This window comes from Mesorhizobium sp. CA10, assembly GCF_020165285.1.
GTDB lineage: Bacteria > Pseudomonadota > Alphaproteobacteria > Rhizobiales > Rhizobiaceae > Mesorhizobium.
Genome location: NZ_JAIUHV010000012.1, coordinates 115243 through 129132 on the forward strand (window position 1 = coordinate 115243; position 13890 = coordinate 129132).

General features: G+C 65.0%; 13 protein-coding genes. 8 read left to right on the top strand and 5 right to left on the bottom strand.

What is annotated here, in order from left to right:
• Positions 1–115 precede the first annotated feature (115 nt).
• A complete protein-coding gene (locus LB535_RS23255; protein ID WP_224633866.1) occupies positions 116–697 on the top strand; it encodes a DUF308 domain-containing protein in 582 nt (193 codons plus the stop codon).
• Between the two features lie 30 nt (positions 698–727).
• On the top strand, positions 728–1315 hold the full coding sequence (locus tag LB535_RS23260) for a TetR/AcrR family transcriptional regulator (protein WP_224633917.1): 588 nt from the start codon (positions 728–730) through the stop codon (positions 1313–1315).
• Between the two features lie 28 nt (positions 1316–1343).
• Here LB535_RS23260 and LB535_RS23265 read toward each other — a convergent pair whose 3' ends face one another.
• The 5 genes from LB535_RS23265 to LB535_RS23285 form a co-directional block, all read right to left on the bottom strand.
• Positions 1344–2873 (bottom strand): YifB family Mg chelatase-like AAA ATPase, encoded by a 1530-nt coding sequence (locus LB535_RS23265; protein ID WP_224633867.1) that lies wholly within the window; start codon positions 2871–2873, stop codon positions 1344–1346.
• Between the two features lie 250 nt (positions 2874–3123).
• Entirely contained in the window at positions 3124–3876 is a 753-nt protein-coding gene (locus tag LB535_RS23270) for a glycosyltransferase (RefSeq protein WP_224633868.1), read from the bottom strand.
• A gap of 379 nt (positions 3877–4255) precedes the next feature.
• Positions 4256–5209 carry a glutathione synthase gene (gene gshB / locus LB535_RS23275; protein WP_095769440.1) on the bottom strand — a complete coding sequence of 318 codons (954 nt, stop codon included), beginning with the start codon at positions 5207–5209 and terminating at the stop codon, positions 4256–4258.
• An 80-nt stretch (positions 5210–5289) separates the two neighbouring features.
• A complete protein-coding gene (locus tag LB535_RS23280) occupies positions 5290–5664 on the bottom strand; it encodes a GtrA family protein (RefSeq protein WP_224633869.1) in 375 nt (124 codons plus the stop codon).
• The gene (locus LB535_RS23285; RefSeq protein ID WP_224633870.1) at positions 5664–6668 is read right to left on the bottom strand and encodes a glycosyltransferase; all 1005 of its coding nucleotides are present in this window, start codon (positions 6666–6668) and stop codon (positions 5664–5666) included. Before LB535_RS23285 ends, LB535_RS23280 begins: the two co-directional genes overlap by 1 nt.
• Before the next feature lie 128 nt (positions 6669–6796).
• On the opposite strand from LB535_RS23285, the gene LB535_RS23290 reads away from it, so the two are divergent.
• The 6 genes from LB535_RS23290 (at position 6797) to LB535_RS23315 (ending at position 13598) form a co-directional block, all read left to right on the top strand.
• Positions 6797–8593, top strand: coding sequence for a GtrA family protein (locus LB535_RS23290; protein ID WP_224633871.1), 1797 nt, complete (start codon positions 6797–6799; stop codon positions 8591–8593).
• A gap of 246 nt (positions 8594–8839) precedes the next feature.
• Positions 8840–10189, top strand: a complete 1350-nt coding sequence (locus LB535_RS23295; RefSeq protein WP_224633918.1) for a putative bifunctional diguanylate cyclase/phosphodiesterase — start codon at positions 8840–8842, stop codon at positions 10187–10189.
• A gap of 202 nt (positions 10190–10391) precedes the next feature.
• The gene (locus LB535_RS23300; RefSeq protein ID WP_140845298.1) at positions 10392–11159 is read left to right on the top strand and encodes an SDR family NAD(P)-dependent oxidoreductase; all 768 of its coding nucleotides are present in this window, start codon (positions 10392–10394) and stop codon (positions 11157–11159) included.
• Positions 11156–12091, top strand: a complete 936-nt coding sequence (locus tag LB535_RS23305) for a 2-dehydro-3-deoxygalactonokinase (RefSeq protein WP_224633872.1) — start codon at positions 11156–11158, stop codon at positions 12089–12091. Before LB535_RS23300 ends, LB535_RS23305 begins: the two co-directional genes overlap by 4 nt.
• Positions 12088–12726 carry a 2-dehydro-3-deoxy-6-phosphogalactonate aldolase gene (locus LB535_RS23310; RefSeq protein WP_224633873.1) on the top strand — a complete coding sequence of 213 codons (639 nt, stop codon included), beginning with the start codon at positions 12088–12090 and terminating at the stop codon, positions 12724–12726. The genes LB535_RS23305 and LB535_RS23310 overlap by 4 nt, the downstream gene beginning before the upstream one ends.
• Complete coding sequence (locus LB535_RS23315; protein WP_224633874.1) at positions 12726–13598, top strand: SMP-30/gluconolactonase/LRE family protein; 873 nt, start codon at positions 12726–12728, stop codon at positions 13596–13598. The genes LB535_RS23310 and LB535_RS23315 overlap by 1 nt, the downstream gene beginning before the upstream one ends.
• The last annotated feature ends 292 nt before the right edge of the window (positions 13599–13890 follow it).

Here is a 13890-nt window from a genome sequence, read left to right on the forward strand (position 1 = left end):
AGCGGACGCCGATCACGTAAACGAGATATCGAGGTGATCGGCGACCGGCCTGCAAGGCATTGACGATTTTCAGTCTACCTACTAGTTGGTAGGCAATTGAGTGAAAGGAACCGTCATGCCTGCACGAATGAACCATGCCCAGTCCTCAAACGGCTGGCTCAAAAGCTACTATTTTCTGCGGTTTGCCGTGTCGGCGGCCTGGGTCGCGGTAGCCTTCACCGTCGCGAAGTCGGTTCCGCCGCTCGCCGCCGTAATGCTGGTGGCCTACCCCGCCTGGGACGCGCTCGCGAACTATGTCGACGCGCAGCGCAGTGGCGGCTTGGGCCGCAACAAGTCGCAGCTCCTCAATTTCGCCGTCAGCATCGTCACCGCAATCGCGGTCGCTATCGCGCTTGGCCGCAGCATGAACGCGGTGCTCGCGGTCTATGGGGTCTGGGCGGTCGTCTCCGGCGCGTTTCAGCTTCTCACCGCGGCGCGTCGCTGGAAGAGTAACGGCGCCCAATGGGCGATGATCCTGAGTGGCGCGCAATCAGCGCTGGCCGGCCTCTTTTTTGTCAAGATGGCGGGCGGCGCCGAGGCCATCGGCATCGCCAATGTCGCGCCCTATGCAGCTTTCGGTGCCTTCTACTTCCTCGTGTCCGCCGTGTGGCTGTCGGTCAGCGATATCCTTCGCAAGTCGCCGCAGGCCGTGCGTTGAGATTTCCTCCGCCGGAGGTTAGGCATGTCCATGGACAAGCCCTCGAACACCGCCGATGACATACTGGCCGCCGCGCGAAGCTTCATCGTCGCCGGCGGCTATAACGGGTTCAGCTACGCCGATATCGCCGACGTGGTCGGTATCCGCAAAGCCAGCATCCATCATCATTTCCCGAGCAAGGTCGACCTGGTGCAAAGCCTGGTCAGGCGCTACCTCGAGGATGCCGTGACGGGCATGACGGAGCTAGAGCGCAGTGTGCCTGCGCCGCCTCAGTTGCTGCGCACCTATGCCGACTTCTGGGCGCAGTGCATCGAGGATGCGAGCAGGCCGATCTGCGTCTGCGCGCTGCTTGCCAGCGAGCTTCCGGCCCTTCCGCCTGAGGTGGCCGCGGAGGTCCGGGCCTATTTCCGGTTTCTCTCGGGGTGGCTGACCGGCGTTATCGAGCGCGGCGCCGCGCAAGGCACATTGACGATCGCCGCCGCGCCAAGCGTCGAAGCCGAGACCTTCATGGCGACCGTGCACGGGGCGATGATTTCCGCGCGGGCCTATGGCGATGGATCGAGCTTCGCCATGATTCTGGCACCGACGCTGCAGAAGCTGATCCCGGCGCAAGATTGAAGAGGGATGAAAGCCCGATACGCCCGCTTCACGCCGCCTGCGCCATGCGCTCCGCGCTCATGCGATAGGAGATCGCCTCGGCGAGATGGATGCGGCCGACGGTTTCGCTGGCGTCGAGGTCGGCCAGCGTGCGCGCCACCTTCAGCACGCGGTGATAGGCCCGCGCCGAGAAGCCGAGCTTTTCGCTGGCGTCCTTGAGCAGCGTCAGCCCGGCGCTATCGGGCTTGGCGATCTCCTCGATGATCGAGGGCGGGCAGTGCGCGTTGGTGGTGGCGCCCGCGCCCAGTCTTTCCAGCCTTTCGCGCTGCATGGCGCGCGCACGCGCGACGCGCTGCGCCACCGAAGCACTCGTCTCGGCCTTGTCCGGCCGGATGAGGTCGCTTGCCGAGACCGCCGGCACCTCGATCCTGAGGTCGATGCGGTCGAGCAGGGGGCCGGAAATGCGCGCCTGGTACTCGGTGCGGCAGCGGTCGCCGCGCAGGCAGCGATAGCCGGGCTCGCCCGACATGCCGCAGCGGCACGGATTCATCGCCGCCACCAGCTGGATGCGCGCCGGATAGGTGACGCGGTGGTTGGCGCGCGCGATCATGCAGTCGCCGGTTTCCAGCGGCTGGCGCAGCGCATCCAAGGTCTGCGGCGTGAATTCCGGCAACTCGTCGAGGAACAACACGCCGTGATGGGCGAGCGAGACCTCGCCCGGACGTGCGCGCAGCCCGCCGCCCACCATCGCCGCCATCGAGGCCGAATGATGCGGGGCGCGGAACGGCCGCCGATCGGTCAGCTTGCCTTCGCCGAGCTCGCCGGCGACGGAAGCGATCATCGACACTTCGAGCAGCTCCTTCGGCGCCAGCGGCGGCAGGATCGAGGGCAGGCGCTGCGCCAGCATCGACTTGCCCGAGCCCGGCGGCCCGACCATGAGAAGGTTGTGGCCGCCGGCGGCAGCCACTTCGACCGCTCGCTTGGCGCTCTCCTGGCCCTTGATGTCGGCGAGATCCGGCAGGTCGCGGGCCGCAAGCTGGATGCCGGCCTCGGGCCGCGACAGCACCTGCGTGCCGCGAAAATGGTTGGCAACGGCAATCAGGCTGCGCGGCGCAAGGATGTCGAAATCCTTGCCTGCCCAGGCCGCCTCCGGGCCGCAGGCGAAGGGACAGATCAGGCCCTTGCCTTCGGCATTGGCGCCGATCGCCGCCGGCAGCGCGCCGGCAACGCCCGTGATCGTGCCGTCGAGCGACAATTCGCCAAGCACCACATAGCCGGCCAGCATATCGCCCGGGATGGCGCCCAGCGCCGCCATCAGGCCGAGCGCGATCGGCAGGTCGTAATGGCTGCCTTCCTTGGGAAGATCGGCCGGCGCGAGGTTCACCGTCACCTTCTTCGACGGCATCGACAGGCCCGAGGCATGCAGCGCCGCCTGCACGCGCTCGCGGCTTTCGGCCACCGCCTTGTCCGGCAGGCCGACGATCTGCATGCCGACCTTACCCGGCCCGACCATCACCTGGACATCGACCGGCAAAGCCTCGATGCCCTGGAAAGCCACCGTGCGAACCCGCGCCACCATTTATCCAAAACCCCCGGCCTCAACGCGCCCGTATCCACCATCGGGCCGTGAGCGCCTACAATGCAGACAACCATAGATTTTCGAAACAAGCAAGAACATTACAGGAACATCTATCCGTGAAGATGATGGATTTCGGCCAAGCTTCTTCTGGACTAAAAGGCCGAGGCGCGCCCGAGCAGCCGCTATCGCCGCGTGCTCTCGACCTGTTGAACAAGGCGAGCAGTCCCTCCGGCAATCGGGCTGTTGCCGTCTAGGCGGTGATGAAGGCATCGACCGTGCCTGAAAGCGATCGATCGATTGCGATGTGGGGTGGAAGCCACTCCATGACAGGATATCGGAAAGGCCAAGGCATGGCGAGCCGGCGCAAAGAGCCGCTTTGCAGAAAAATCTCATTTATAAGGTCTATGAACCGCCGGCGGTCTCGCTCAACTCGTTTCAAAGTTTGCGAACGAATATAAGCCCGGGGGATTCGTCGCTCCTTCAGCGCTAAGACAGCCTCCGCGATGGATCGAGGGTCGGATGGAACTGTAAGCGAATATTCGTCATCGAGATAAAGGTCTCGACCACCATGGCTCGGGGTCGTGACAACGGGTAGCCCCGCGAGAAGATACTCTGTGCTGGCGAACATTGGTCCCTCTATTGCAGAGAGACAAATTCCCACGGCTGCACGATTTAGATGCATGTTCACATGAGCCGGCGCCAATCGAACAGGTTTGCCGGTGCTGTCAAACTCATTGATAAACACGTGACCCGGCGCGAGCTCCCTGTGCCGATTTATCCGCGCCCTTTCCGACTCCGTCGTGGATGACCCCACTGAATCACGATAAAAGACAAATGCACAACGCTCGATGCCAAGCGACAAGTCGTGGCGTTTCCACGAAGCCAGTTGCGCATTGTATATTGCATCAAATTCTACAGGGATGTCCTCGAGCGGCCTGAATATGTATTCGGAGGTTGTTGAAGTCTTGTTGTGCAGGACGGCGGCCTCACCGGACTGATTCAAGAGATCAGCCTCGGCTTGTGTGTTGGGTAGGAAGATTAGCGAGTGACGGGGGTTCCCAAGTCTATGCAGAACGGCATAGGTCCGGATCATTTTGACGCTGGAATTGTTTTCGATGGACCAGGTTGGCGAGATGAGAAACCAGGCACGGTGACTGCGTGGAAGGAGAGGCATGTGACTTGCCAATCCAAGGGGCGTACCGGACATTCCCGAATAGGATATGAACGGATCGTCCGACAGCAAACTTGCCTGAAGAGCAGGTTGCGACTTCGCGGAAGAGTACCACCCTTTCCGGAGATAGCGGCGATGACGCAACATTGCTCCGACAATCTCGGATACGGTAGGAGGCCGATATCCGTGCTGCAGAGTCAACATGCGGCAATTACGCGGCCGACTTCAGCCGCTTCCCCTCAACGCAATCCCAGAACAGGCTGGCGATATCCGCCCCGCCAAAGCGCTGCACTTCGCGCACGCCGGTCGGCGAGGTCACGTTGATCTCGGTCATGTAGTCGCCGATCACGTCGATGCCGACCAGGATGAAGCCGCGCTCCCTGAGCGCCGGTCCGATGCGGGCGCAGATCTCGCGCTCGCGCTCCGTCAGCTCGGTCTTCTCGGCGCGGCCGCCGACATGCATGTTGGAGCGCGAATCGTGCTCGGCCGGCACGCGGTTGATAGCGCCCACCGGCTCGCCGTCGATTAGGATGATGCGCTTGTCGCCCTTGCGCACGTCCTTGAGATAACGCTGCACGATATAGGGCTCGCGGAACAGTTGGCCGAACATTTCGAGCAGCGAGGCGAGATTGCGGTCGGCCTCGTGCAGATGAAAGATGCCGGCGCCGCCATTGCCGTAGAGCGGCTTGACGATGATGTCGCCGAACTCCTTGCGGAAGGCCGCCACTTCCTGGGGGTCCTTGGTGATCAGCGTTTCCGGCATCAGGTCCGGGAACTCGGTGACGAAGATCTTCTCCGGGCTGTTGCGCACCCAGGCTGGGTCGTTGACCACCAGCGTCTTCGGATGGATGCGCTCCAATATGTGCGTGGTGGTGATGTAATTCATGTCGAAGGGCGGGTCTTGCCTGAGCAGCACGACGTCCATCTCGGAGAGGTCGGTGCGCACCTTCTCGCCCAGCGCGTAGTGGTTGCCCTTCTCGTCGCGCACCTGCATCTCCTCGATGCGCGCGAACACCTTGCCGCCCACCATCGACAGCCGGTCGGGCGTGTAGTGGAAAAGCTTGTGGCCGCGCCGCTGCGCCTCCAGCGACAGCGCGAAGGTCGTGTCGCCGGCGATCGACACGGTGGAGACATGGTCCATCTGGACGGCGATCTTCAGCGGCATTTGCGGTCTCCGGGGAACTCAGACGCCCGATATAAGGAAATCGGCGGCGCCTGCCAATCGTGCTCGCTTGGTGCAGAGGCTCAGCGGTCGAAGACCAGCCTGGAGTAGCCGAGGAAGGACAGCGCCATCGCGACAATCGAGGCAAAGGCCAGCGCCGCCAGCGGCGGCAGGGCGGGCAGCGCGAAGAGCAGAGCGCAGTAGACCAGGTAATTGACGATGCTGGTGGCGATGCCGACGCTGCCATAACGCACGCCTTCCTGCGCGATGCCCCGGCTCGACGGCGCGAAGGTCAGATGGCGGTTGATCTGCCAGGTGACGCAGAGCGCGAAGCCTATCGACAGCACGCGCGCCGCCATCGGGCCGAGCGGCGTGGCGGCAAGCAGCAGCCAGAGCGCCGCGGCGTCGGCGACGAAGCCGATGCCGCCGGCAAGGGCGAAGCGGACGAGGCGATCCACTATGCCGCCCGCGAGGCCTTGCCCGGTTCGCCCTTGGGCGAGGCCTGCCCGGATGTCCCACGCTCGGCGCGGCCGGAGGAAATCGACAGATAGAAGATGCGCTTCTGCTCGGCCCGGCCGCGCGAGACGGAATCGAGGATCAGCCCGGTCATCATCGACAGCATGGCCAGAAGCAGCATGCCGATCGACAGCACCCAGGTCGGCATGCGCGGCACCAGCCCCGTCTGCGCGAACTCGACCAGCACCGGGATCATCAGGCCGATGCTGGCCGCCAGGAAGAACAGCGCGAACGTGCCGAAGAAGCGCAGCGGCTGCGTCTCCTTCACCAGCATGGCGAACATCCACAGTATCCTGGCGCCGTCGCGGAAGGTCGACAGCTTCGACGACGAGCCTTCCGGGCGGCGGCCGTAATCGAGCGCCATCTCGCTCACCGGCAGCTTGAGCTGCGAGGCATGCACCGACATCTCGGTCTCGATCTCGAAGCCGCCGGAAACGGCCGGAAAGCTTTTGACGAAGCGGCGCGAAAAGACCCGGTAGCCGGAGAAGATATCGGTGAAGTCGGTCCCGAACAGGCCCTTGTAGAGGCGGTTGAAGAGGCGGTTGCCGAAAGCGTGGCCGTTGCGGCCGGCATCGTCGCTCACGCCGCGCCTGGTGCCTACCACCATGTCGGAGCGTTCGGTCTGCAGGACGTTGATCAGCTGCGGCGCATCCTCCGGCGCATAGGTGCCGTCGCCGTCGGCCATCACATAGATATCCGCGTCGATGTCGGCGAACATGCGCCGCACCACATTGCCCTTGCCCTGGCGCGGCTCGCGCACGACGACGGCGCCGGCGGCGCGGGCTTTCAGCGCCGTGAGGTCCTTGGAATTGTTGTCGTAAACATAGATCGCGGCCGAAGGCAGCGTCTCGCGGAAGCGCCGCACGACGTCGCCGATCGTCAGCTCCTCGTTGTAGCAAGGCAGGAGCACGGCGATGACCGGCTCGTGGCGGACTGCATGCGGCATGTCTGTCTCCGGACGCCCGATCCAGCCTCCGGCCGTGCTCATGCCGGCCCTGTCGAGCCGTTTTACTATTTATTGAAGCCGTTAAGGCTAGGTTTAAAACCGATCCTCTCCCTTCAAAGGCCACAGCAATGGGCACAGCCGAGACCGGCGCCGCCGCCTGGAAGTCCGATCTGGCGCTGGCGCTGCTTGCGGCCCTGCTCGCATTCGCCATCGATGCATGGGCCGGCTTTGGCCAACTGACCGATGCCGGCGGCGACAACGACAATCTGCTGCGCCTCGTCGAGGTCCGCGACCTGCTCGCCGGCCAGGGCTGGTTCGACCTGCACCAATACCGGATGGGGCTGGAAGGCGGCTTCGTCATGCACTGGTCGCGGCTGGTCGACGCGCCGATCGCCGCCATCGCATTTGCGGCCTCGGCGCTCACCGGCAGCAGGCCGCTCGGCGAGGACGTGGCGCAGGTGATGTGGCCGGCGCTGCTCTTCTGGTCGACCTTGTTCTTCACCGCCCGCGCAGCGCGCAGCTTCGGCGGTGGCGGCGCGGTGCTGCCCGCCATCCTGATCGGCGCCGCCGGCTATTATTTCATCGGCATCTATGATCCCGGCGCGCTCGATCACCACAACGCCCAGCTGATGCTGACCATGGCGAGCCTCGCTTTGCTGCTCGAGGCGCCCTCCCGACGCTGGGCCGCATTCTTGTCCGGCCTCTGCGCGGCGCTGACGCTCGCCGTCGGCATGGAAACCGTGCCCTATGTCGCCACTATCGGCGTGTGCGTGGCGCTGCTGTTCGTCGCCGATCCAGGCGGCGAACGGGCGATCGCCCGGAATTTCGGCCTTGGCTTTACCGGTGTCGCGGCGCTTGTCTTCGCCGTCACCGTTCCGCCTTCCGCATGGGGCGTGGCGCAGTGCGACGCCTTCTCGGTCGCGCAGTTCGTCGTCGCGGCCATTGCCGGGGTGGGGCTTGCCGCTATCGCCTTCATCGAGCCTGCCACCGGCAGCTGGCCGCGCAGGCTGGGGTCGCTTACCCTTCTGGGGGTCGTGCTCGGCGTGGTCGTGGCGGTGCTGTTCCCGCAATGCCTCTCCGCGCCTTATGCCTCCCTCGATCCGCGCCTCAAGGAACTGTGGCTCGACCACATCGACGAGGCCCAGTCGCTGCTCGCGCTGCTTGTCCGCGATCCGGCGCGCGTGGCGGCGCGTTACGCGACGCCGCTGGTCGCGATCGTCCTGATGGCACGGCACTTGCGCCGCGGCGGCTGGCGACGGCAGGACAGCCTCGTTGCGGCACTGCTCGTCGTCGCCTTCGCGGTCGGCGCGTGGCAGGTGCGCGGCACCACCTTCTCGATCGCCTTTGCCGTCGTTCCGTTGTCGACCTGGATCGCCAAATGGCGGGCGCGGGCCGAAGCCAGCTCCTCGCTCGGCGTGGCGCTGCGCCTTGCGGCCGTCTGGCTGGTCTCGATCAACCCGGTCTGGACGGGCGTCGCCGCGGCCGCCTCGGTGGCGTTCGAGAAGGGCAAACCCATTGCCGACGACGGCGCCATGGACAAGACTTGCCAGAAGAAGGCCAGTTTTGCGCCGCTCGGCGGCATGGCCGATACCACCGTGCTGACGATCTCCAATCTCGGAGCGCCGGTCCTCGCTTATAGCGGCCATCGCGTTTTCGCCGGCCCCTATCACCGCAACGTCGCCGGCAATCTCCTGGCGCTGGACGCCTTTCTCGGCTCGGCCGATGACGCACGGGCAATCGTCGAGGCGCATCGCGTCGGCCTCGTCGCCATCTGCCGCGGCAATGTCGAGACCCTGATCCTGACCCGGAAGGCGCCGCAGGGTTTCCTTGCCGGCCTGCTGCGCGGCTCCGTGCCGGACTGGCTCGAGCCGATCGGCGAGAAAGGCAGCCCGATCGAGCTCTATCGCCTAAAGGAAGCTGGCTAAAGCAATTCCTGAAGGTGCGAAACGGCGTTTGCTCCGCAATTGCATTCCAGAAGAGACCGTTCGCTACTTATATTAGCAATTATGCATAAACGAATATTGGAGGTTGGGCTGCCATTTCTTGTCCAAAGCTGAGCCGGCGACGTGCCAAGCAGCTCCTGGACGATGGAAAAATCGATTTTCCGATACTTTTCCTAAACGCTTTGCTGCCACTCTGGCCATAAATACCGACATCAGAACAGAGGCATGATGCAAACGACGTTTGGCACCGGCCAGCCAGGCAAGGAAAATACGGATCTGGCCTTCACGGATTCGTTGACCGGGCTCGGCAACCATCGTCGCTTCTTCGACAAGGTCGATCGCCTGATCGGCGACCGCGCCGACGATCCCGCGCCCTTTGCCGTCGGCATCCTCGACCTCGACGGCTTCAAGCCGATCAACGACCTGTTCGGCCACAAGGCCGGCGACGACATCCTGATCCAGGTGGCGATGCGGCTGCGCGCTTCGATGGACGGCTATTCCACGGTCTGCCGCATCGGCGCCGACGAGTTCGCCTACCTCTATCCGATGGTGTTCTCGGAGGAGCAGGCGGCCGAGACGTCGCGCATGCTGATCGAGATATTGTCGGCGCCCTATGATGTCGGCGAGCGCACCGCAAGGCTTTCGGCCTCGGTCGGCTGCTCGCTGTTCTATTCCGGCGACGAGACCACCGAGATCCTTCTCAACAAGGCCGAGACTGCGCTCTATCACGCCAAGCGTTCGGGCCGCGGCCGCGTCGTCGTCTACACCCGCGAGATGGAAGAGGCGGCCAAGCGCGTCACCCGCATCGAGCAGGCGCTGCGCCGCGCCGTCTCGGCCGGCGAGGTCGAACCGCATTTCCAGCCGATCGTCGATTTGAGCAGCCGCCGCACCATCGGCTTCGAGACGCTGGCGCGCTGGACCGACCGCGACCTCGGCGTCGTGCCGCCATCCGTCTTCATCCCGATCGCCGAGGAACGCGGCATCATCGGCCCGCTGTCGCAGCTGGTGCTGCGCAAGGCGGCGGAGGCGGCGCGCAGCTGGCCGAAGGAGCTGTTCTTGTCCTTCAACCTGTCGCCCTCGCAGCTCGTCGATCAGAACACCGGCCTGCATATCCTGGCCATCCTCGACCGCACCGGCTTCGATCCGCGCCGGCTGGAGATCGAGATTACCGAGACTGGCCTGATGAACGATCCGGCCTCGGCCGAGAAGATCGTCGAGGACCTGCGTCGCGTCGGCATCCGCGTCTCGCTCGACGATTTCGGCACCGGCCAGTCGTCGCTCGGCCGCCTGCGCGAGTTCCATTTCGACAAGCTCAAGATCGACCGCGCCTTCGTCTCCTCCATCCTCGACGACCGGCCGTCGGAGCACATCATCCGCGCCATCCTCGCAATGTGCGAAGGGCTCGGCATGGATGTTGTCGCCGAAGGCATCGAGGACGAAGCGCAGGCCGACCGCCTCGTCCAGTTCGGCTGCGCCGGCGGGCAGGGCTATCTGTTCGGCAAGCCGGCCGATGCCGACGCCACGCTCGGCTATCTGCGCGATTCCTATCGCGGAGCGCTGCACGCCAAGGCGATCTGACAAGATCTGCTGGTATTCAGGTGAGGCCGGTCTGCAAATGGCGGTCTCCTGCGCTTCCGGTGCTCACGTACCTTGAGCTGCTTCCGGGAGGCGGAGGTGCAGACCTCATTTGTCGGACATAAGCTACCGAAACCGCCATTTCGTCCTTGCTCCCGGGCCCGGCGTGGCTAGGATGCGCGCCGGCAAAACGGGAGAACAGATCATGATGCCATCGGCGCGTTTCGCCGACCTCGACGGCGCCTCGGTGCTGATCACCGGCGGCGGTTCCGGCATTGGTGCTGCGCTCACCGAAGGCTTTATGCGGCAGGGCGCCAAAGTCGCTTTCATCGACATCGCCGACAAGCCAAGCACCGCCCTTGCCGACCGGCTGGAGAAGGAGCTCGGCCGCCGCCCGCTCTACCTCAGCGCCGACCTGCGCGACGTCGACGCGCTGCGCGCCGCCGCCGCGAAGGCGGCCAAGGCGCATGGCGACGTCACGGTGCTGGTCAACAATGCCGCGCTCGACGAGCGTCACGCAGTGGAAGACGTCACCGTCGAATTCTGGGACAACAACCTTGCGATCAACCTGCGCCCGCATTTCTTCACCGCCCAGGCCGTGGCGCCCGGCATGAAGCGCGCCGGCGGCGGCTCGATCATCAACTTCACCTCCACCTCCTATCTGATCAACCACCCCGATATGCCGGCCTACACCGCGGCCAAGGCGGGCATCCTCGGCCTGACCAAGGGCCTCGCCGGCAAGCTCGGCGCCGACCGAATCCGCGTCAACGCGGTGGCGCCAGGCTGGGTCATCACCGAACGGCAACGCAAGCTCTGGGTCACTGACGAGGCGCTCGCCGCCCATGTCGCCAAGCAGTGCATCAAGGATGTCATGCAGCCCGACGACATGGTCGGCACGGTGCTGTTCCTGGCGTCGGACGCCTCGCGCATGCTGACAGCCCAGATGCTGATCGTCGATGGAGGCTTCCTGTGAGCCCGGCACCAGCGGTCGCTGCGCTCGACTGGGGCACGACCAGGCTCAGGGCCTGGCTGCTCGACGGCTCGGGCAAGGTGCTTGCCGAGCGGCGCGGCGACGACGGGCTGATCACCGCCCGCGAAAAGGGCTTTTCGAACGTGTTGGAAGGCCATCTTGCCGCGATGGGCGCGCCGGACATGTTGCCGGTCATCATCTGCGGCATGGCCGGTTCGCGGCAGGGCTGGATCGAGGCGCCTTACGTCACCGTGCCGGCGCCGATCGGCGCGATCTTGCGCGGCGCGGCCCGCATCGAGGGCTCGGGCCGCGACATCCGCATCGTGCCCGGTCTCGCCCAGCGGCTGGCCGACGCGCCCGACGTGATGCGCGGCGAGGAAACCCAGCTTGCCGGCGCCGGTTTGCCGGCAAAGGGACGCCACCTCGTCTGCATGCCCGGCACGCATTCGAAATGGGTCGCGGTCGCGGACGGCGTGGTCACGGGCTTCGGCACCTGGCCCACCGGCGAATTGTTCTCCGTGCTGGCCACACACTCGATCCTGAAATATTCGCTCGGCGAGCATCCCGCTCCGGTTGCCGCGCGCAGCCCGTTCTTCCGTCAGTGGTGCGAGCGGGCTTTGGGCGAAGGCGGCGACGTCACCTCGAAACTGTTTGCCATCCGCGCCGCCGGGCTTCTGCAGGATCTGCAGCCCACTGACGCGGCGGCCTGCCTGTCCGGCCTTCTGATCGGCGGCGAGATCGCCTCGGCAAGGCGGCGCTACGGCGCCAGCGAAGCGCCGGTGGCGCTGATCGCCTCCGGCGCGCTGGCCGAGCTTTATGGCACAGCGCTCGACCTCGCCGGCCTTGCCTTTCGCAGCGTGGACGCCGATGAAGCGGTGCGCGCCGGCCTCGTCGAGGCCGCGCGCGAGAACGGCATGATTGGAGGCGCTTCATGAGCCAGACCGCACCCTTCCCGAAGCTGAAGCGCGGCCTTGTCGCCATCCTGCGCGGCCTGAAGCCTTCCGAGGCCGTGGCGATCGGCCGGGCGATCCACGACGCCGGCATCGAGGCGATCGAAGTGCCGCTCAATTCGCCGGAGCCGTTCGTCTCCATCGCCGATCTGGTCAAGGCGCTGCCGAAAAGCGCGCTGATCGGTGCCGGCACGGTGCTGACGGCGGCGGACGTCGACGCCTTGCACAAGGCCGGCGGCAAGTTGCTGGTCAGCCCCAATATCGATGCCGAGGTCATGAGCCGTGCCATGCAATACGGCATGGTGACGATGCCTGGCGTGTTCACGCCGACCGAAGCCTTCCAGGCGATCCACCTCGGCGCCTCGGCGCTGAAATTCTTCCCGGCAAGCGTGCTTGGATCGAGCGGCATCGCGGCGATCCGCGCCGTGCTGCCGGCAACGACGCTTGTCGGCGCCGTCGGCGGCGTTTCCGACAAGGATTTCGCCGGCTACAAAGCGGTCGGCGTCAGTGTCTTCGGGCTGGGATCGAGCCTCTACAAGCCGGGTGCGAGCGTCGAGGACGTGGCGCAGCGCGCCCGCGCCGCGGTCACCGCCTGGGATGAAGCTTTCGGAGTGGCGTGATGAATGGCGTTTCGGTTTTTTCCGACCATATCTGCGAGCTTGGCGAGGGCCCTAGCTACGATCCCGCCACCGACACCATGTTCTGGTTCGACATCGTCAACGGCAAGCTTCTGGAAAAGCCGCTCGCCGGCTCGCTGAAAATCCATGATCTCGGCACCATGGCCAGCGCCATCGCCGTCATCGACGACGAGCGCCAGCTGATCGCCACCGAGGTCGGCCTGCAGGTCAGGGACGTCAAGACCGGCAGGCTGACGCTGCACACGCCGATCGAGGCCGACAATCCGCTGACGCGCTCCAACGATTCGCGCGTCCACCCGTGCGGCGCGTTCTGGACCGGCACTATGGGCAAGGACGAGCAGAAGGGCGCCGGGTCGATCTACTGGTTCTTCAAGGGCGAATTGCGCCGGCTGTTTTCGGGCATCACAGTCTCGAATTCCATCTGCTTCTCGGAGGACGGCAAAATCGCCTACTACACCGACACCGCGACCGGGCTTCTGATGCGCGTTGCCTGCGATCCGGCGACCGGCCTGCCGGCCGGCGAAGTGAAAGTGTTCGTCGATCATCGCTCCTCGAAAGGCTATATCGACGGTTCGGTCGTCGACCGCGACGGCGTGCTGTGGAATGCCGTCTGGGGCGGCAAGGCGGTGAAGGCCTATGCGCCAGACGGCACGCTGCTGCGCGAGATCGCCATGCCGGTGACGCAGGCCTCCTGTCCGGCCTTTGTCGGCGCAAAGGCCGACCGGCTGGCGGTGACCTCCGCCTGGAAAGGCAAGGACGAGAAGCAGCGCGCTCTCGACCCGCAGGCCGGCATGACCTTCCTGCTCGACATTCCAGTCAAGGGGCGCTTCGAGCCGCGCGTGCTGATCGCATAATTCCTCGACACAGGGGTTTTGAAAGCGTCCTGGTTGTCGGCAGGCAAGGTTTTTACCGTTCATTCCATGAAATCAGCGCAAACCCTGGAGATTGGCCGAAGCCTCTCAAACTCGTCATTCCAGGGCGAAGCAGCCGCGAAGCGGCGTCGCGCAGACCCTGGAATCCATTCCGTGACCTGAGCTGTGGAGTGCAGCGGAGCAGAATTCTGCACCGTGAGCGGCGCTTCGACGTAACGGAATGGATCCTCGGGTCTGCGCGCGTCGCTTCGCTCCTTGCTCGCCCGTGGATGAC